Source organism: Caballeronia sp. KNU42 (assembly GCF_053760385.1).
The window spans coordinates 660244-678261 of the sequence record NZ_CM132390.1; the positions used below are offsets into that span (position 1 = coordinate 660244).

At 61.9% G+C, this 18018-nt stretch carries 17 protein-coding genes; 8 read left to right on the forward strand and 9 right to left on the reverse strand.

What is annotated here, in order from left to right:
* Window positions 1-251 precede the first annotated feature (251 nt).
* The 4 genes from ACSOSP_RS34370 to ggt are packed head-to-tail and all read left to right on the forward strand — an operon-like array spanning window position 252 to window position 4216.
* Window positions 252-1238 (forward strand): polysaccharide deacetylase family protein, encoded by a 987-nt coding sequence (locus ACSOSP_RS34370; RefSeq protein ID WP_455315107.1) that lies wholly within the window; start codon window positions 252-254, stop codon window positions 1236-1238.
* Window positions 1235-1966 (forward strand): GntR family transcriptional regulator, encoded by a 732-nt coding sequence (locus ACSOSP_RS34375; RefSeq protein ID WP_455315108.1) that lies wholly within the window; start codon window positions 1235-1237, stop codon window positions 1964-1966. Before ACSOSP_RS34370 ends, ACSOSP_RS34375 begins: the two co-directional genes overlap by 4 nt.
* 53 nt (window positions 1967-2019) lie before the next feature.
* Complete coding sequence (locus tag ACSOSP_RS34380) at window positions 2020-2610, forward strand: flavin reductase family protein (RefSeq protein WP_455315109.1); 591 nt, start codon at window positions 2020-2022, stop codon at window positions 2608-2610.
* 19 nt (window positions 2611-2629) lie between these two features.
* Window positions 2630-4216 (forward strand): gamma-glutamyltransferase, encoded by a 1587-nt coding sequence (gene ggt / locus ACSOSP_RS34385; RefSeq protein ID WP_455315110.1) that lies wholly within the window; start codon window positions 2630-2632, stop codon window positions 4214-4216.
* 154 nt (window positions 4217-4370) lie between these two features.
* Here ggt and ACSOSP_RS34390 read toward each other — a convergent pair whose 3' ends face one another.
* Window positions 4371-4664 (reverse strand): GYD domain-containing protein, encoded by a 294-nt coding sequence (locus ACSOSP_RS34390; RefSeq protein ID WP_455315111.1) that lies wholly within the window; start codon window positions 4662-4664, stop codon window positions 4371-4373.
* Between the two features lie 285 nt (window positions 4665-4949).
* Between ACSOSP_RS34390 and ACSOSP_RS34395 the strand changes: the two genes are divergently transcribed.
* The gene (locus ACSOSP_RS34395; RefSeq protein ID WP_455315112.1) at window positions 4950-5390 is read left to right on the forward strand and encodes a CBS domain-containing protein; all 441 of its coding nucleotides are present in this window, start codon (window positions 4950-4952) and stop codon (window positions 5388-5390) included.
* Here ACSOSP_RS34395 and ACSOSP_RS34400 read toward each other — a convergent pair.
* The 8 genes from ACSOSP_RS34400 to ACSOSP_RS34435 are packed head-to-tail and all read right to left on the reverse strand — an operon-like array spanning window position 5366 to window position 13747.
* A complete protein-coding gene (locus tag ACSOSP_RS34400) occupies window positions 5366-6028 on the reverse strand; it encodes a nucleotidyltransferase family protein (protein ID WP_455315113.1) in 663 nt (220 codons plus the stop codon). The two genes, ACSOSP_RS34395 and ACSOSP_RS34400, sit on opposite strands and share 25 nt — an antisense overlap.
* Window positions 6025-7116 carry an XdhC family protein gene (locus ACSOSP_RS34405; protein ID WP_455315114.1) on the reverse strand — a complete coding sequence of 364 codons (1092 nt, stop codon included), beginning with the start codon at window positions 7114-7116 and terminating at the stop codon, window positions 6025-6027. Before ACSOSP_RS34405 ends, ACSOSP_RS34400 begins: the two co-directional genes overlap by 4 nt.
* Window positions 7113-8315 (reverse strand): vWA domain-containing protein, encoded by a 1203-nt coding sequence (locus tag ACSOSP_RS34410; protein ID WP_455315115.1) that lies wholly within the window; start codon window positions 8313-8315, stop codon window positions 7113-7115. The genes ACSOSP_RS34405 and ACSOSP_RS34410 overlap by 4 nt, the downstream gene beginning before the upstream one ends.
* A complete protein-coding gene (locus ACSOSP_RS34415; RefSeq protein WP_455315116.1) occupies window positions 8309-9202 on the reverse strand; it encodes an AAA family ATPase in 894 nt (297 codons plus the stop codon). Before ACSOSP_RS34415 ends, ACSOSP_RS34410 begins: the two co-directional genes overlap by 7 nt.
* An 18-nt stretch (window positions 9203-9220) precedes the next feature.
* Window positions 9221-9826: an SRPBCC family protein gene (locus ACSOSP_RS34420; protein WP_455315117.1), complete on the reverse strand. Its 606-nt coding sequence runs from the start codon at window positions 9824-9826 to the stop codon at window positions 9221-9223.
* A 42-nt stretch (window positions 9827-9868) separates the two neighbouring features.
* Window positions 9869-12280, reverse strand: coding sequence for an aerobic carbon-monoxide dehydrogenase large subunit (locus ACSOSP_RS34425; RefSeq protein WP_455315118.1), 2412 nt, complete (start codon window positions 12278-12280; stop codon window positions 9869-9871).
* Between the two features lie 23 nt (window positions 12281-12303).
* A complete protein-coding gene (locus ACSOSP_RS34430; RefSeq protein ID WP_455315119.1) occupies window positions 12304-12825 on the reverse strand; it encodes a (2Fe-2S)-binding protein in 522 nt (173 codons plus the stop codon).
* Window positions 12826-12880: 55 nt separating this feature from the next.
* Window positions 12881-13747, reverse strand: coding sequence for an FAD binding domain-containing protein (locus ACSOSP_RS34435; RefSeq protein ID WP_455315120.1), 867 nt, complete (start codon window positions 13745-13747; stop codon window positions 12881-12883).
* 153 nt (window positions 13748-13900) lie between these two features.
* Here ACSOSP_RS34435 and ACSOSP_RS34440 point away from each other — a divergent pair, with 153 nt between their 5' ends.
* From ACSOSP_RS34440 to ACSOSP_RS34450, 3 genes are all read left to right on the forward strand, one after another.
* The gene (locus ACSOSP_RS34440; protein ID WP_455315121.1) at window positions 13901-14140 is read left to right on the forward strand and encodes a hypothetical protein; all 240 of its coding nucleotides are present in this window, start codon (window positions 13901-13903) and stop codon (window positions 14138-14140) included.
* The gene (locus ACSOSP_RS34445; RefSeq protein ID WP_455315122.1) at window positions 14127-14933 is read left to right on the forward strand and encodes a LytTR family transcriptional regulator DNA-binding domain-containing protein; all 807 of its coding nucleotides are present in this window, start codon (window positions 14127-14129) and stop codon (window positions 14931-14933) included. The genes ACSOSP_RS34440 and ACSOSP_RS34445 overlap by 14 nt, the downstream gene beginning before the upstream one ends.
* 1090 nt (window positions 14934-16023) lie before the next feature.
* Window positions 16024-17709 (forward strand): S53 family peptidase, encoded by a 1686-nt coding sequence (locus tag ACSOSP_RS34450; protein WP_455315123.1) that lies wholly within the window; start codon window positions 16024-16026, stop codon window positions 17707-17709.
* The last annotated feature ends 309 nt before the right edge of the window (window positions 17710-18018 follow it).

Sequence of the window (18018 nt, forward strand, 5' to 3'; positions counted from 1 at the left end):
GGTACGGGCAAGACTCTCAATGCAAGACATATGCCAATTTGCTCACATATGGATTCCTTTATGCAAACCATCACCCCTATTGAACGTCGACGATACGGCGTGTAAATTGCACACAATCCGAAATCGAACTATCGGCGATCGACCCGCACAACCTCGGTGCGTTGCGGTTTCGTCGCGGGGCGCGATCCCCCAAAAAGGTTCACGCGCGGCACGTTGGTGCGCAGCGCTTTTGTCACTCAGGGCTCTTGCACATGGACACCATCCGCCACGCTTGCGCGCCGCACGATCCCGCGTTCGGTCCGCTCGCGACGCATGGCCGCTTTCCTTACCGGCCGATCACCGACACCGATTCGTTCCGATGGCCGGGCGACACCGGCCTCGCCGTCTATCTCGGCTTCAACATCGAACACTTCGCGTTTGGCGAGGGACTGGGTGCGGCCCTCGGCCCGGTCTCGCCACAGCCCGACGTGCTCAATTACAGCTGGCGCGAATACGGCAACCGCGTGGGCGTATGGCGCTGCATCGAGCTCTTCGACCAGCTCGAGCTGCCCTCGGGCACGCTGATCAATACATCGCTGTATGACCATTGCCCGGAGGTCATCGACGCCTGTCTCGCACGCGGCGACGAACTGATCGCACACGGCCATACGAACGCGCACCGCCAGAGCGACCTGGACGAAAACAGCGAACGCGCGTTGCTGCTGCACTGCCGCGAACGCATCACCGCGCATGCCGGCACACCGCCTTCAGGCTGGCTCTCGCCATGGATCTCCGAGTCGCGCGTCACGCCCGACCTGCTCGCGGAGACCGGCTACGGCTACACGCTCAACTGGTGCCACGACGACCGCCCGGTGCGCATGGCAACACGCGCCGGTTCGTTGTGGTCCATCCCCTACCCGCAAGAACTGAACGACTTGCCGATGATGGTCGGCCGCCATCTCGACGCATGCGCGTTCGCTGACATGATCGTCGACCAGTTCGACGAAATGCTCGAACAGGCGAACCGCAGCCGCCATCCGCAGGCGCTCGTGATGGGCATCGCGCTGCATCCGTATCTCGTCGGACAGCCCTACCGGCTGCGCCATTTGCGTCGCGCACTGCAGCACATTGCCGCCGCCCGCGCGAACGGCGACGTCTGGATGACAACACCCGGCGCCATCGCCCGCCATATGGACGAGATGGAACGCGCGGGCCTCGCCGGACCATCGCAAGCGACCTTCGTGACCGCCGAAAAATGACGCCCAAACCTGCATTGAAGGTGGCTGCAAAGCCTCGCCGAGACACTGCGCAAGAAACCGCGCTGGACGCCGATGCCCGCCTCTACCAGGCCATCTTCGACGGTGTCCTCAACCATCGCCTGACGCCCGGCACCAAGCTTCCAGAGCCAGAGTTGTGCCAGTTGTTCGGCGTCGGCCGCGCGGTCGTGCGGCGCGTGCTGGAGAGGCTTGCTTATGACGGCATCGTTGCACTTCGGCCGAACAAGGGCGCGGTGATCGCCGAGCCGACGCCCGCGGAGACGCGCGAGATTTTCGAAGCGCGCCGCTCGATGGAACGCGTGCTGGTGGAGCTCGCCGTGCAACGTGCGACTGCTCGCGACATCAAGGAACTGCGCCGTCAGCTAGCCGATGAACACGAAGCCATGCACCGCTTCGACCAGCCTTCCTGGGCGCGGCTTGCAAGCGGCTTTCACCTGCGCATCGCGGCGCTTGCCGGCAACTCGATCCTGCAGCGCTACCTGACGGAGCTGGTATCGCGATGCTCGCTGATCGTGGGTGTCTACGAGCCGCCGGGCCATGCGCCGTGCGAGCACGAGGAACATGCGGCGATCGTCGACTGCATAGAAGCGCGGGATGCAGCCGGCGCCGTGACACGCATGGAAGCGCACCTTCGAGAGCTGGAAAAACGCATTGAGACGTCACGCATGCTGGGCGAGAAAAGCCTCGGGCAATTGCTCGGCATGCCTTGAATCCGTGCTTCAACCTTCGTCCTTCAACCTTGAGCCCACCGATCCAGGCCATCATGGAAATCGACTTCGAAGCCATCACCGAGTATCAGCGATACAAACTCATGGCGAGCCTGATCGTGCCGCGTCCGATCGCGCTGGTGACAACCATGAGCGCGAGCGGCACGATCAACGCGGCGCCCTTCTCGATGTTCAACATGCTGGGCGAGGAGCCACCCATTGTGATGATCAGCATCAACCGCCTCGATGATGGCTCGCTCAAGGACACAGCCGTGAATATTGCACGCAGCCGCGAGTTCGTCGTGCATCTCTGCGACGAAGCGATGGCCGAAAAAATGCATCGATGCGGGGAACGTCTGCCGCCCGATGTCAGCGAGCTCGAGAAGGTTGGACTGACGCCGATTGCAAGCTCGCGGATCGCGCCGCCGCGAATCGCAGAAGCGCCGGTCGCGTTCGAATGCACGTTGTGGGAGACACTGGAAACCACGAGCCGGCAGATCTTCATCGGTCGCGTTCACAGGCTGCATGCACGCGACGAACTGATCGATACCGAAACATGGCGCGTACGTCTTCAGCACTACTTCCCGGTCGGACGGTTTGGCGCAAGCGACTATGTGACCACCCGCGAGCGCTTCACGCTCGGCTGACCGGCTTCGGAACAACCACATGCACAACACGACTCTCGCCACGTCCACCGAAGGCATGGTCACCAGCCCCCATGCGCTCGCCAGCGAGGCGGGCCTCGACGTCCTGAGCGCGGGCGGCAACGCCATTGAAGCGGCCATTGCAATCGGCGCGGCGCTAAGCGTCACCTATCCGCATTTCACCGGTCTTGGCGGCGATGCGTTCTGGGTGATCGGTGACCGGACCGGCATGCTGCGTACGTTATCGGGCATTGGACAAGCAGCACAGAAATTGCCCGCGTTCTCCGCCGCCATCCCGTTTCGCGGCGCCGGTTCTACGCTGACCACCGCAGCAACGGTCGATACGTGGCATCAGGCGTATGCGATCAGCCAGACGTCCTGGGGCGGCCAACGCACGTGGTCCTCTCTGTTCGATCGCGCGATTGGCTATGCGTCCGAGGGATTTCCGGTCACGCCATCGCAACACTTCTGGCAGCAGTTTCGTGCCGGCGAATTGCGCGCGATGCCGGGCTTTTCAGCGGTATTTGCACCCAATGGACATGTGCCTGCAATTGGCGAGCGCTTCGTTCAACCCGCACTCGCGCGCAGTCTTGAACGCATCGCCACCTACGGCGCACGCGAGTTCTACGAAGGCGAACTCGCGGAGCGCATCGTACGCGGCCTGCAGCAGGCCGGCTCGCCGCTGACGCAAGCCGACCTGGCGAAGACCCGCGCTCGCGACGAGGCCCCGTTGCGCGTGGCGTATCGAGGCGGGGAACTCGTGAGCCTGCAACCGCCCACGCAAGGCGTCACCACGCTGCAGATCATGGGTACGCTCGCTCGCTTCGATCTGTCGTCCATCGCCGAGGGGAGCGCCGATTACTATCACCTGCTGGCGGAGGCAGTGAAATGCGCGTTCGTGGACCGGGACCGCCTGGTCTCGGACCCGGAGTTCAATCGCGTGCCTGTCGAAGAAATGCTTTCGGCGGACACACTCGATACCCATGCGCGCTCGATCGACCTTCACAAAGCGCGCGCCTGGCCGCACGTATTCCGCCCCGGCGATACAGCGTTCATCGGTGCATCGGATAAGCAAGGCCGCAGCGTCAGTCTGCTGCAAACCGTCTACTTCGATTGGGGCAGCGGCGTGGTGGCAGGAGACACCGGGATTCTCTGGCACAACCGCGGCGCGTCGTTCAGCGTTGATCCGGCGCATCACAATGTCGTGCAGCCGGGGAAGCGCCCATTTCATACGCTCAATCCCGGCATGTACCTGAAGGGTGGGCAGCCCCATTTGCTGTTCGGCACGCAGGGCGCGGACGGCCAGCCCCAGACGCTGGCAGCGGTGCTGACGCGGCTGATCGACTACGGGATGGACCCGTTGAGCGCGTTGGCTCGTCCGCGTTTCCTGCTTGGCAAGACCTTCTCGGATACCCGCGATGCGCTGAAGCTGGAGGAAGACGCCGGCGCCGAGGTGCTCGCCGCGCTAGCCGCACGCGGGCATGAAGTCAGCGCGATTGCCGCACAGAGTCCGCTTGCGGGTCATCCAGGGGTGATTCGAATTGGATCGGATGGAACGCTGTCCGGAGCGCACGATCCGCGCAGCGATGGACAGGCCATGGGACTTTAAACTCACGGCACGCGGCGCCGGAACCGATATGCTTTTCACCGGGCGCGGGTAGGCGAGACCTGGCGCGTTCCGCTGGTGCTGATTCTTCTTAAGCCGCTGGCGGCACGCTCCAGTTCGTGCCGCCGGTCATGCCCCGGCGTGACGCTCGCCTGCTTCAGGGCAGCCTGCCCAGAACCGCGCCAATTTCGTCCTTCGTGAAAGCACGCAGCGCCTGCGTGCGGACATTGCCGGCGGAGCCGAGCGCGCAGCCAAATGCCGCGAAGCTCTGATCGTCAGGCGCCTCGACGATCACGACAAGGTCGTGATGGCCCAACGTCCAGTAGATCTCTTTCATTTCGCAACCGAAGCCCTTGGCCAATTCCGCAGCCTGACTTGCGCGTTGCGCGGTGTTTTTAACGGAGCGAATACCCTGGTCAGTGAAGTTTGCAAGAACCACATAAGTCGCCATGACAATTCTCCCTACGATTGAAACGTATCGGGATACCTCCGCGCGAGCGGGCACCGTTTGCGCGTAACTTGATTTTAGGTAATGAAATCGAGCACGATCGGCCGTTTTCCCAAGGTCTGCCTGCATCGCATCGTGGCGCATCGTGGCGCTGGGCGAGTCGCAGGCGCAAAGGGGAAAACGCTTGCTTCGCCGTGCATCCAGGCCACCTATACTGGAAACGGTGGTCCTTCACGGCAACGCGTCGCGGGTTGTCATCGGGCTGCCAGTGCGAAATGGAGCCCCTCCATGACAAGCGTTGCGCAAATCCTCAAGTCGAAACCGAACCAGAGCGTCTATACGATCACGGCGTCGGAAAGCGTCTACGACGCGATCAAACTCATGGCGGTGAAACAAATCGGTGCACTCGTCGTCACCGACGGCGACAGCATTGCCGGAATCATCACGGAGCGTGACTATGCGCGAAAAGTGGTGCTGATGGACCGCTCGTCGAAGGTGACGCCGGTGCGAGACATCATGACCCAGGCAGTGCGATTCGTGCGGCCTGATCAGTCAAGCGACGAATGCATGGCGTTGATGACCCACCACCGCATGCGCCATCTGCCGGTGCTTGATCAGGAGCGGCTGGTCGGCATGATCTCGATCGGCGACCTGGTGAAGAACATCATCGCGGAACAGCAGTTCACGATCCAGCAGCTCGAGTACTACATTACGGGCGAGCGGGCCTGAGCCTGAGCTTGCGACTGGCTGAGACGCGCCAGAATGCGCGCGTAATCCTCCGGCGTGTCCATATCGATGACGAAACGATCATGCGCCGCTTCATGGATGAACACCTCGTCCGGATGCTCGGCGATCAGCTTGCGACACCCGGGATTGACATGTCCGCTGATGACCTCGGCGGCGTAGCTGGCAGAAAAAGCCACGGGGTTGCCGCGCTGTCCGTTGAACATGGGAATCAGGATCGACCCGCGCGGCATCGCGGCGAAAGCGTTCACCACTTCCCGATAGTCGGCGGCTTCCAGCAGCACCTGGTCGGCCAAGCAGACCAGCACGATGCTGCACGGCGCGCGCAGTGCGGCAACACCCGCGGCGACCGATGTCATCTGCCCCTCTTCATAGCGCGGGTTGCATTGAAAGGTGACTGCCAACCCGTCCAGCGCCTCCATGACGGCACGCCCCTTGAAGCCGGTCACCACCACGATCTCCTCGGGGCCCGCTGCGACCAGAGCGCTCACCGTACGCCTGACTGCCGGCTGCCCATCGACTGGCAATAGCAGTTTGTGCGAGCCCTCCATCCTCGATGACAAACCCGCCGCCAGAACGACGGCCGAAAACGTCGGCGCAATCGTTTTATGGGCATCGTTCATGTCTTCTCCCGTTCGCGCCCGCACTGCGCAATCGCAAGATATTTATCGGGCGAATGTTCGAACTCGATCTTGCATCCATCGCAGCAAAAATAGACACGCTGTCCGCCGTAGTCGACAACATGCTTCGCCAACGCGATATCAACAGGCATGCTGCACACCGGATTGATATAACGGGCGGCTGCGGGCTCGACCGATGCCATCGATTCGCACGGCGGCACTCTCGGCACGGCGTCGTCGCCGGTGCCTACGCCGATGCCGATACCGTCTCCGGCAATACACGGCGCACAGGCGTCCGCTGCCGCTCGTTCGAGTTCGCGGCGCAACGTCACCAGCCCCGCGACGGCGCCCAGCGCGATCTCCAGCGGCGTATGGGCATGAATATGCGGACCAGCGGGCGCATGCAATGCCTTGAGGCGTTCCGCAGCGATGCCGCGCAAGTGCATGGCGTCGCGCAATTTCTCCGCCTTGCGCGCGCTGGCCACAAGCAAAACGGCCGCCGCCGATGTACGCAAGGCAGCCTCGAGCGCGTCCTCGTCGCAGTCGCCTTGCGTCGCGACCAGGATCATTTGCGGTTTGACCTGACTTAATGCATCGACGTTGAAACCCTGAATGACGTGGTCAAGGCCGAGCGCAACCAGCGGCGTGCTCACATTCGCTGCAGCACAAACGCGCAGCCCCACGCGTTGCGCCAGCACGCACGCTTCGAGCGCGGTCGGCGTGGAGCCCAGCACGAGCACCATCGGCGCGGGCAGCGTCGGCTGGATGAAGAGTTCGAGCGTGCCGTTGCTCGCGCAAGGCATGGTGTGCAGTTCGACGTCGGCATCGGCCATGACCGCTTCGTTGCTGATGCGAACGCGCCTGGGACTTCCCGAACGAATGGTTTGCAGCGCGGCCTGGATCACGATCGTTCGCGAACAACCGCCGCCAATCCAGCCGTGCAGCATGCCCTCGCCGTCGACCAGCGCCTGCGCGCCGACCCACGCGGATGTGGGGGGCCCGGCCCTGATCACGGTGACCACCGCAAACGGCTGCGCTGCTTCAATCAGCCGTTGCTCGAGTTGCAGGAGGGTGTCGATATCAGCGCTCATTGCAGTGTGGACAGAACTTGGGGTAGCACACGCTCGAGACTTGCCAGATCGCGTGCGCCGGCCAGCAGGTCGATATAAGGCATCGCTGCCTGCATGCCGACGCTGGACGGTGTGAAGCCGGCCCGGTCCGCGAGCGGATTGAGCCAGACCAGGCGGCGGCAACGCCGCCGGATTGTGGCGAGCGCCTGCTGCAGGCTATCGGGCTCGCCGGCATCGTAGCCGTCGCTGACAATCACGACAGCAGTGCGCGAGTGCAGCAGCCGGGCCGCATGCTGCTCAATGAATTCATCGAGACTCTCGCCAATGCGCGTGCCTCCCGCCCATCCCGCCGACAGCAAGTGCAGCCTCTCCTGCGAACGTCGCGGGTCGGGGTCACGCAACGCTTGCGCGACGCTCACGAGCCGCGTGTGAAAAATAAAGCAGTGAACGTCTGTTACTCGCGCGCTCAGGACGCGGGCCAGCCTTAGGTAGAAAAAGCTGTACAGGCTCATGGAACGGCTCACATCCAGCAGCAGCACAATGCGCGGACGCAGGCGCCGCTTCCTGCGCCAGCCGAGGTCGAGCGGCAGTCCGCCGCGCGAGACGCTGCGACGGATCGTCCACGCGATATCGATGACACGGCCCGCGTTCGCGCGACGTTCACGGCGAATCTGGATGCCTCGCAGCCGAAGAGCGAAACGCCGGATGGCGTCATCGATTGCAAACAGTTCGTCCGGTTCGTTCAGGTGCCGGAAATCCGCATGCGAGATGGAGGTTTCGCCCGATGCGCCCTGGTCGGCCGCGCTGCCGTCTGCCTGCACCGGGTCCGCGCCGCGTCCGGCCAGGGACAATGGCGTGCCTTCGCTGCCGTCACGCCGGCCAACGTCCTTGTCCCGTTCGATGCGGCCAGCGCCGGCGGCACGCGTCTCGGTCAGCACCCGCCGGTTCGGCATCAGGAAGTAAGCGTCGAACAGGTCATCGAAGCGCCGCCATTCTTCGGCACGCGAGCACAGCACGGCACGCAGGCTCCAGCGCAAGAGCTGGCTGTTTGCCTGGCCCGTGAGCTGCGCGACTTCCATTGATGCCGCGATGTCGCTTGTCGTCACACGAAAGTCATTCGTGCGCAGCCACCCGGCAAAGCCGGCGTAGCGGGCGACCAGGACGTCCTCAACGCTCAATGGAGGCGCACGATCATCGGCGCCACAATTCACGCTCAACATGCGGCCACCAGTTTCTCGACGACCGGCCGCGTCAGGCCGGCCTGATCCTCGCGCGTCTTCACGAGCGCGGACAGCGAATCCATGATCTGCTCCACGCCATCCGTATCGATCACGCTCACCCCCAGACGTAGCAACGCAGACACCCAGTCCAGCGTCTCGGCCAGGCCGGGCTTCTTCTGCAAATCCATCTGCCTGACCGACTGCACGAATTCGACCATCTGCCGCGCCAGTTTCTCCGGCACCTCAGGTACCTGCGTACGCACGATCAGCAGCTCCTTTTCGAAGCCCGGATAGTCGATGTACTGATACAGGCAGCGGCGGCGCAGCGCATCGGAAATATCTCGCGTTCCATTGGAAGTCAGGATGACGAAAGGTTTTTCGATGGCCCGTATCACACCGAGTTCCGGAATCGACATCTGAAAGTCGGACAGCAACTCCAGCAAATAGGCTTCGAACGCTTCATCGGTGCGGTCGATCTCGTCGATCAGCAAGACAGGCGCCGGCGTCGTGGTGATCGCTTCGAGCAGCGGCCGCTTGAGCAGATAGCGTTCGGAGAAAATATCCTGCTCCTTGTCGAGGACCGATCGCTCGTCCTGTTCAAGCAACTTGATCGCGAGCAGTTGATGCTGGTAGTTCCACTCGTACAGCGCGGAGTGCGCGTCCAGGCCTTCGTAGCATTGCAGCCGGATCAGCCGCGTATCGAGGAGCCGCGCGAGCGCTTTCGCCACCTCGGTCTTGCCGACACCGGCCTCACCCTCAAGCAACAAGGGCCGGCGCATTTCCATCGTCAGCAGGAGGGTCGCCGCAAAGCTGCGCTCGGCGATAAAGCCATGACCCTCCAGCCTCTGCTGCAGGCTCACGACGTCGTTCATCCTGTCGGTCGCCATGACTGCCCCTGTCCGGTCTCAAACCGGCTTGCGGGCGAAAATCCCGCGTAACCATTCGCGCATGACGGCCCACGCCAGCGCAAGGCCGTTCAGTTCGGAGGACGGGGCATGAGCGGCTACGGGCGCGCTCGTGGACGCTTCCGATGCCATGGGCGTCGTCTGCGGGCTCGGAGCAGCCGGGAGCCGTGCCGCAAAGTTGGCGACGAACTGCTTGAGCATCTGGTCCGCGACAGGGCCCATCAGGCGGCTGCCGAGCGCGGCTGCCTTACCGCTCATCGTCACCTCACTCCTGCCCGTCAGTTCGCACGCATCGCCGGCGGCCTGCACGCTCGCGACCAGATCCATTGATGCTGCCGAGCTGCCCGTGGAGTCCGTGCCCTTGCCCACGAGGTGCACACTACGCGCCGTTGCGTCGAGATTCAACACCTCGATATCGCCTTTGAACGACATCGTAGCCGGACCAAGCCGCACGGTAATCGTGCCTTTGTAATGGGCCGCATCCACGCGTTCAGTGATCTTCGCGCCGGGCATGCACCCGGCCACTGCCTCGATATCCTGCAACAATTGCCAGGCGCTATCCGACGAAGCAGCGAGCGGAAACACCTTTTCGAGTACGACTTTCATTCGATCATCCTTGGCATCTTCAGGTTCGTTCCGGGCAAGCCGCTACTGCCTCGTCAGGCCCAACGAGTGGCACTGCCGCCACACGCGATACGCGTTGTGCGGCATGTTCATATGCGTCACGCCCAGGTGCGCGAACGCATCGACCATGGCCGACGTAAAACACGGAATCGATCCAACGTGCGGCGATTCAGCCACGCCCTTGGCGCCAATCGGATGATGCGGCGACGGCGTCACGGTGAAATCGGTTTCCCAGTGGGGCGTCTCGACTGAGGTGGGTATGAAGTAATCCAGCAACGTGGCGCCCAGCAGGTTGCCCGCTTCGTCGTAGGGCATCTCCTGGCCCATCGCCACCGCGAAGCCTTCCGTCAAGCCGCCGTGGATCTGCCCTTCGATGATCATCGGATTGATCCGCGTGCCGCAATCGTCGAGCGCATAGAAGCGGCGCACGCGCGTTTCCCCCGTATACCGGTTCACGTCGAGCACGCAGACATATGCGCCGAACGGAAACGTGAAGTTGGGCGGGTCGTAGTAGTCGACGGCCTCCAGCCCCATCTCCATGTCGCCGGGAACGTTGTTGTAAGCAGCCCAGGCCACCTCCTTGATGGTCTTGAACTGGTCCGGCGAGCCCTTGAGTACGAAACGGTCGAGATCGAACTCGACGTCGTTCGGACTGGCTTCCAGCAAGTGCGCGGCGATCCTCCGGGCCTTCTCGCGAATCTTGCGCGATGCCCGCGCAATCGCGGCGCCCGCGACAGGGGTTGAGCGCGAACCATAGGTGCCCAGTCCGTAGGGCGCGGTGGAGGTATCCCCCTCCTCAACCGTAATCACCGACGCAGGAATACCGGCCTCTGAAGCAATGATCTGCGCGTAGGTCGTCTGATGCCCCTGCCCTTGCGTGATCGTGCCCATGCGCGCAATGGCCGAGCCGTCGGGGTGCACCCGTATCTCGCAGGAATCGAACATGCCGACGCCCAGGATGTCGCACATCTTCGACGGCCCCGCACCCACGATCTCGGTGAAGTTCACCAGGCCGATACCCATCAGCCACTCGGCGTCCGGATCGGCACGCCGCGCGCTCTGCTCGGCGCGCAACGCCGGGTAATCGACAGCCGCGAGCACCTTCTTGAGCGCCGGCTCATAGTCGCCCGAGTCGTATTCAAGTCCGAGCGGCGTGGTGTACGGAAACTGCTCCTTGTGGATGAAATTGCGCAAGCGTATTTCGGCCTTGTCGATGCCGAGTTTCTGCGCCAGCACGTCGACCATCCGCTCGATCAGGTAGACCGCCTCCGTCACCCTGAACGAACATCGATAGGCAACACCGCCGGGAAACTTGTTCGTATAGACCCCATCGACCGATACAAATGCATTCGGGATGGCATAGGAACCCGTGCAGACATGGAACATGCCCGCGGGCCATTTGGTCGGATCGGCGCAGGCGTCGAACGCACCGTGATCCGCTGTGACATGTACCCGCAGCGCCTTGATCCGGCCGTCGCTATCGGCGGCCAGTTCGCCGGTCATGTGATAGTCGCGGGCGAAAGCTGTCGAGCTCAGGTTCTCGATGCGCGATTCGATCCACTTGACCGGCCGCCCCAGCACGATGGAAGCCACGATCGCCGTGACATAACCCGGATACACACCCACCTTGTTACCGAAACCGCCGCCAATGTCCGGCGAGATGATACGGATCTTCGACTCCGGAATGGACGACAGCAAGCCCACCACCGTGCGGACCACGTGCGGCGCCTGCGACGTGATGTAGACCGTCAGGTCGCCTCGCACCTTGTCGAAGGACGCCACGCAACCGCAGGTTTCAAGCGGGCACGGATGCACGCGCGGATACAGCATGTCCTGCACGACGGTGACGTCCGCGTTATCGAACACCCGATCCGTCTTGTCCTTGTCGCCAATGTTCCACGTAAAGATATGATTCGGATGCGTGCGCGCACCGTGTGCGCCGGTCTGCTTGTCGCGGATGTCCTCGCGGATCACCGGGGCGTCCGGCGCGAGGGCGGCGAACGGATCGACCACCGCCGGCAGTTCCTCGTACTCGACTTCCACCAGTTCCGCCGCGTCGGCGGCGACATAACGATCGTCGGCCACGACGAACGCCACCTCCTGATTCTGGAAGCACACCTTTTCATCGGCGAGCACGGCTTGCACATCGCCCGCGAGCGTCGGCATCCAGTGGAGCTTGAGCGGCTTCAGGTCATCGGCTGTCAGCACCGCGTACACGCCTGGATGAGCGAGCGCACGCGACTTGTCGATGCTCTTGATCCGTGCATGAGCGTAGGGACTACGAACCATTATTCCAAAGAGCATGCCCGGCATCTTGATGTCGTCGACGTACGTGCCCTTGCCCTGGATGAAACGCGGATCCTCGCGGCGTTTGCGCGAGCAGCCCATGCCTTCCAGCGCGGCGAGACGGTCGAAATTGGAGTCGATATTTCCCATCACGGTTCTCCTGTCGACCGGTGTCAGTGCGCGTGCGCCGGCATCAGCGGATGCGAGGTCTCGACCGTTTCGCCGCGCAGCTTGCGCGCGGCATATTGCACGGCCTTCACGATGTTCTGATAACCCGTGCATCGGCACAGGTTGCCCGCCATCCAGTAACGGATATCCTCCTCGCTCGGGTCGGGGTTCTCCTGCAACAGCCGATAGGCACGCATCAGCATGCCCGGCGTACAGAAACCGCATTGCAGGCCATGCTCCTGCGTGAACCCTTCCTGCAACGCATGTAGTTCACCGCCCGGCGCAAGACCCTCCACGGTCATCACCTGCGCGCCTTCGGCCTGCACCGTCAGCATCGTGCAAGACTTGACCGACATGCCGTCGAAATCGACCGTACAGGCACCGCAATGCGATGTCTCGCAACCGATATGCGGCCCGGTATGCAGGCACTTTTCGCGCAGCGTGTGAATCAGCAACTCGCGCGCTTCGACCACCACGTCGGTCTCCTTGCCGTTCAGCGTGAACGACACCATGACTTTCTTGTTCATGTGCTTGTCTCCGAGAAACCCCGCCGCTGGATGAACCGTGCTGAATGAACCATGCTCAGTGAACGGCGCGCGAAAACGCGGTGGCGAGTGCGCGCCGCGTCATTTCGCCCGCCATCGCCGTCTTGTATTCAACGTCGCCCCGCAGATCCGCAACCGGCGCGCAGGCGGCCATGGCCTGACGCGCAGCTTCGGCTACCGTTTGTTCATCGAAAGGATTGCCGCGCAGCGACTGCTCCGCAGCGCTCGCCCGGAAGGCGGTGTCCGCGACATTCGTCAGAGCAATGCGCACGTCGGCCACGACGCCGCCGTTCATGCGCAGCGTCACTGCCGCGGCCGCGGTCGCGAAATCACCTGTCTTGCGCTTGAGCTTCGCGTAGCAATAGCCGCTTCCTGCCGCGGGCACCGGTATGCGAATCTCCGTCAGGATCTCGCCGGGTTCGAGCAGCGTCATGTAAGTGCCGAGAAAGAACTCGGCGGCGGCCACGACACGTTCGCCGCTTTCGCCTACCAGCACGAACGATGCATCGAGCGCCAGCATCAGCGCGGGGTGATCGTTGCCGGGGTCACCGTGAGAAATATCACCGCCCAGCGTGCCCCGGTAGCGGACCTGCGGATCCGAAATCTGGCGTGCGCCCTCTACGATCAACGGGCATTTTGTTTGCAGCAGTCCGGACCAGATCAGTTCATTCTCGGTAGTCATCGCGCCGATACGAATTTCGCCGCCCGCCTCGCGAATACCCTTGAGTTCCGCCAGCTTGCCCAGGTCGATCAGGTGACCGGGTTCGGCCATGCGCAGCTTCATCATCGGCAACAGGCTGTGGCCGCCTGCAAGCAGCTTCGCGGAGTCGCCGTGCTCGCCCAGCAGCGCGATGGCCTCGGGCAAGGAGCGCGGAACGTGATAGTCAAATGGACGCGGGATCACAGTGGTCTCCTTCGCTTTTTATCCGCCGGCGAACTGACGCGTAACTGAAGCGTCATTGCATCAACGTCTGATGAGCATTTCACATTCGGGCGCCACCATTCAACGCGATTTCCCGAACGGCAGTTCGCGTGCGCCAATTAACGGAAAACGGGCATGAAACCCGAGACGCGCCGGGTGAGCCCGTCATGTGCGACGATTTGCCGGTCCGTCCCGGACAATCACGATTTCACGACGCAGCGCAACAGTTCAGGCGGATTTCCTGAATGGCGGGTTTACCTGCGCGAATGGCGCGAAAACTTGCGCGAATTTCGGAAAAGACATACAACAAAGAACAATCGCCAGAGAGCGATGATCGCTTTTTCAGGGCAGGAGGCCTTGGATGAAACCGCTTGAACACGCTGGGCCGCCGACGTCGGAGCATCGTCGAAACGAGACCTTCCAGCACAAGCTGGAGCAGTTCAACCCGGGGATGGTCTGGCTCGACGAGCAGGGGCACGTGACGGCCTTTAACGACGTCGCGCTGCAGATCCTCGGGCCGGCCGGCGAGCAGTCGCTCGGGGTCAGTCAGGACAAATTGTTCGGCATCGACGTGGTGCAGTTGCATCCGGAGAAGAGCCGCGACAAGCTGCGCTTCCTGCTGCAATCGAAGGACGCGGGCGGCTGCCCGGTCAAGTCGCCGCCACCGGTGGCGATGATGATCAATATCCCCGACCGGATCCTGATGATCAAGGTGTCGAAAATGGCGGGCGCCCAGGGAGCCTGCGGCACCTGCATGATTTTCTACGATGTCACCGATCTCACGACCGAACCATCCGGACAGCAGTCCGGCGGACATGCTGCTTTGCCACGCCGGTTGTTCAAGATCCCCGTCTACCGGAAAAACCGCGTCATCCTGATCGATCTCAAGGACATCGTCCGTTTCCAGGGCGACGGACATTACACGACCATTGTCACCCGGGACGACCGGTATCTTTCCAATCTTTCGCTAGCGGATCTGGAACTGCGACTCGACGACAGCATCTATTTGCGCGTGCACCGCAGTCATATCGTGAGCCTTCCGTACGCACTCGAGCTGGTCAAGTCCGACGAGAGCGTCAACCTGGTGATGGACGACGCGGATCATACGCAGGTTCCGGTAAGCCGGTCGAGAACCGCGCAATTGAAGGAGTTGCTTGGGGTGGTTTAGAAGGGCTGGAATGGGTGAGAAAGCAGTAACATCCAGGGTGATGTTTCAGTCTTTCTCTACATCCACAATATTTGTCCCTGAAGAGAATGGCAGAAAATCACATAGGTATCCAAACCATTTCATCACAATCACGGTTTTCTCGGATTCGTTTGAGTTCCTTGCCATGACCCGCGTTTCGCCATACCGAGCGCCAAGGAAAGCAACGCTGAACCAACTCGCAACCCGGCGTCAATAAACAGGAACGACGAGCCTGGGCGGAGCGTCGCCCAGAGTCGCCGCAATACTTTGCTTTTCGCAAACCTTACGCTGCCTGTTTTCTTGACACTCGTTGCTGTACAACGGGTCGCGGATGGTTTCAGCGTCGGCCCTGCGGAGCCGCAATCGCGTAATCGTTATCGACGTAGCTGGCGAATGGCACGCATCGTTGACGCAAGCATCGCTATCCTGTCCACCACTGATTTCCTTGACTTTGCCATCACGTTTCCTATTGTTACCGTGAAGGTGAAGCGAAAATGCACAACAACAAAAACCAGCATTTCGATTCGCGCGAGAAGTGGAGTTCCGCATGCACGGTGCTTCTACAACAATGGCTCCCCACTCGCTTCGTCCCACGTTCAGAGAAAGGGCGACGCGGCCAGCATCGATGCTTGGCCGCGATCAATTCAAGCCCGGGGCACGCTCGCGTGATCAGCGCACCGTCACCGTACCGATGACATCGCATCAACTTCCCCTCAGCGCACTTTTCAGACAGCGTTGCCGTCCTCGACGTCCGCTATGTTCATTGCGATCCCGGGTACGCTGGCAGGCGTGTTATCAAGATCTCACTTGCATGGATAATGAAAGCGGACCTCACGAAGATAACGCACGACATGCCTGCCTGAGACATGACGTCTTTCAGATCGTCAAGTGGAAAACTGATTGAGTGGCTCCGGCAGGTTCGGCCGATATTCGCCGGGCCCCTCGCGCTATCCATGATTCGGATGACTGGTTGTCGGACCGTTGTTCATACCATTGCGAACGAGACCGGTCATGAGCGTACTCAACCCCGTACTCAACTGCGTACTCAACCGCATACTCAACTTCGGAGGCAATGATGGCGCCGTCGGCATATCGAACGCTTAAGGGCAGCGAGCATCCCCACCCTGCGGGTCGCACCAAATTGAAGCCGACGGACAGTGCGCAAGAGCTGACCGTCACGCTGCTCCTTCGGCGAAAGCAGGGTGGCGCCAAGTCGACGCACGAGAAGGCGAGTGGCGCTGTCAGTGGTAAGGGATCGCCACGTCCCACCCGGGACGCGTTCGCCATTCAGCATGGGGCCGATCCAACGGAGCTCCAGGCGGTTGAAGCTTTTGCCGTGGCGCAGGGACTCACTGTCATGGAAGTGGATGCAGCGAGGCGGTCCATCATCGTGCGCGGAACGGTCCAGGCCATGAACAAAGCCTTCGACGTCGAGCTCAACGACTATCAATACGAGCGAGGTTCATATCGCAGCCACGATGGCGTCGTGAGCCTGCCGGTGACTGTCGCAGATTACATAGAAGCGGTTGTGGGCCTGACAGACCGGAAGGTTCATGCGAAGCATTTCTCAACCGCTGCGGCTGCACGCAAACGGGCGACCATGGATCCACCCGGCACCCGGCCCCTGACGCCGGCTCAGGTCGCCACTCTTTACAATTTCCCGGCGGGCGATGGGGCGGCCCAGACCGTGGGTCTATACGAAATGGAGACCGATGGAGGTCCCGCAGGGTACGCCGCTTCCGACATTGCCGGCACGATGGCGGCACTGGGCAATCTTCCGGTTCCGCATATTGTCGACGTCGCCGTGGACGGTACGCAAAACTCGGGGAAGTCCGATGGGGAAACCGGCCTCGACATTACCGTGGCAGGCGCCATTGCGCCAAAGGCCACGATTGCAGTCTATTTCGCCGGCGCGCAGACCCAGAACATGCTTCACGCCTTGCAGATGATGATCCATCCCAACGCAGGGGAGCCAGCACCCGGCATAGTGTCCATCAGCTATGGCTGGGGTCCCGACGACCTTGGGGAGCCGAGCTTCTCGGACAGTGAGTGGAACCAGTTCACCATGCTGTTCGAGGACGCCAGTACCAACAAGATCACCGTGCTCGTGTCATCGGGCGATAGTGGCGCCGAGATCGCAAGCAAGACCCAGGCGCAAACCAGCTATCCGGCAAGCGACATCTGGGTGACCGCTTGTGGTGGCACGACCATCGGCAATGTAAGCGGTACATCCTTTGATGAATGGGTCTGGAACGACATAGGTGCGGGCGGACCGGGTGCGTCGGGCGGCGGGGTGAGTGCACGATTTCCGGTTCCGTCGTTCCAGTCCGACGTTGCGCTTCCGAAGCGAAATGGCACAGCGCAACCCGGGCGGGGTTTGCCTGATATCGCGGGCAACGCCAGCGAAAACAGCGGCTACCTGCAAGTGATTGACGGCCAGCAACCACAACCGGTCGGCGGGACGAGCGCAGTCGCGCCGCTCTACGCAGGACTGATGGCCCGGATCAACACGAACATTGGCTTTCCTGCCGGATATCTCAACCCAATCCTGTATAGCCTTGCAGCGTCGGCATTTCGTGATGTTGCCGGTGCGCCCGGCCCCGCGAACAATAACTTCGGCGGCGTGAAAGGTCATCCGGCGGGGCCGGGCTGGGACGCTTGCACGGGTCGGGGGAGTGTCAATGGCCAGGCGCTGCAGACCGCTCTGGCTGCGGCGCCTTCACCAGCCCCCGCGAGTCCTCCTCCTGGCGCCGGTTGACGGGTTTGTTCAAAGCATTGCCAAGGTGCACTGACCGAAGGGCTCTGCCAATGGACGGAACGATCGGACATGCCGGTTATTCCTGCGCCCAAGACAAAACGCGCCAGACACGGGTCTGTGCTGGCGCACGTGTTCGCTCGACGTTGCAGATGCAAGCATCAGGAAACGAACAATATGCGTCCGACTATCTAGTAATCCTATTTATTTTTAAATCATCGCGCGCCGCTTGGGTGAGCGGCGGTAGGTGAACTCCTGCTCCGCCGAAACGAGGGCGTAAGCACCAATGCGGCGATGGCATTTCCGCGCTTC

Bases quoted from the DNA above. Each gene is read 5' to 3' on its own strand.
- ACSOSP_RS34370 (WP_455315107.1), top strand. From the start codon at position 252: ATGGACACCATCCGCCACGCTTGCGCGCCGCACGATCCCGCGTTCGGT.
- ACSOSP_RS34375 (WP_455315108.1), top strand. From the start codon at position 1,235: ATGACGCCCAAACCTGCATTGAAGGTGGCTGCAAAGCCTCGCCGAGAC.
- ACSOSP_RS34380 (WP_455315109.1), top strand. From the start codon at position 2,020: ATGGAAATCGACTTCGAAGCCATCACCGAGTATCAGCGATACAAACTC.
- ggt (WP_455315110.1), top strand. From the start codon at position 2,630: ATGCACAACACGACTCTCGCCACGTCCACCGAAGGCATGGTCACCAGC.
- ACSOSP_RS34390 (WP_455315111.1), bottom strand. From the start codon at position 4,664: ATGGCGACTTATGTGGTTCTTGCAAACTTCACTGACCAGGGTATTCGC.
- ACSOSP_RS34395 (WP_455315112.1), top strand. From the start codon at position 4,950: ATGACAAGCGTTGCGCAAATCCTCAAGTCGAAACCGAACCAGAGCGTC.
- ACSOSP_RS34400 (WP_455315113.1), bottom strand. From the start codon at position 6,028: ATGAACGATGCCCATAAAACGATTGCGCCGACGTTTTCGGCCGTCGTT.
- ACSOSP_RS34405 (WP_455315114.1), bottom strand. From the start codon at position 7,116: ATGAGCGCTGATATCGACACCCTCCTGCAACTCGAGCAACGGCTGATT.
- ACSOSP_RS34410 (WP_455315115.1), bottom strand. From the start codon at position 8,315: ATGTTGAGCGTGAATTGTGGCGCCGATGATCGTGCGCCTCCATTGAGC.
- ACSOSP_RS34415 (WP_455315116.1), bottom strand. From the start codon at position 9,202: ATGGCGACCGACAGGATGAACGACGTCGTGAGCCTGCAGCAGAGGCTG.
- ACSOSP_RS34420 (WP_455315117.1), bottom strand. From the start codon at position 9,826: ATGAAAGTCGTACTCGAAAAGGTGTTTCCGCTCGCTGCTTCGTCGGAT.
- ACSOSP_RS34425 (WP_455315118.1), bottom strand. From the start codon at position 12,280: ATGGGAAATATCGACTCCAATTTCGACCGTCTCGCCGCGCTGGAAGGC.
- ACSOSP_RS34430 (WP_455315119.1), bottom strand. From the start codon at position 12,825: ATGAACAAGAAAGTCATGGTGTCGTTCACGCTGAACGGCAAGGAGACC.
- ACSOSP_RS34440 (WP_455315121.1), top strand. From the start codon at position 13,901: ATGAAACCCGAGACGCGCCGGGTGAGCCCGTCATGTGCGACGATTTGC.
- ACSOSP_RS34445 (WP_455315122.1), top strand. From the start codon at position 14,127: ATGAAACCGCTTGAACACGCTGGGCCGCCGACGTCGGAGCATCGTCGA.
- ACSOSP_RS34450 (WP_455315123.1), top strand. From the start codon at position 16,024: ATGATGGCGCCGTCGGCATATCGAACGCTTAAGGGCAGCGAGCATCCC.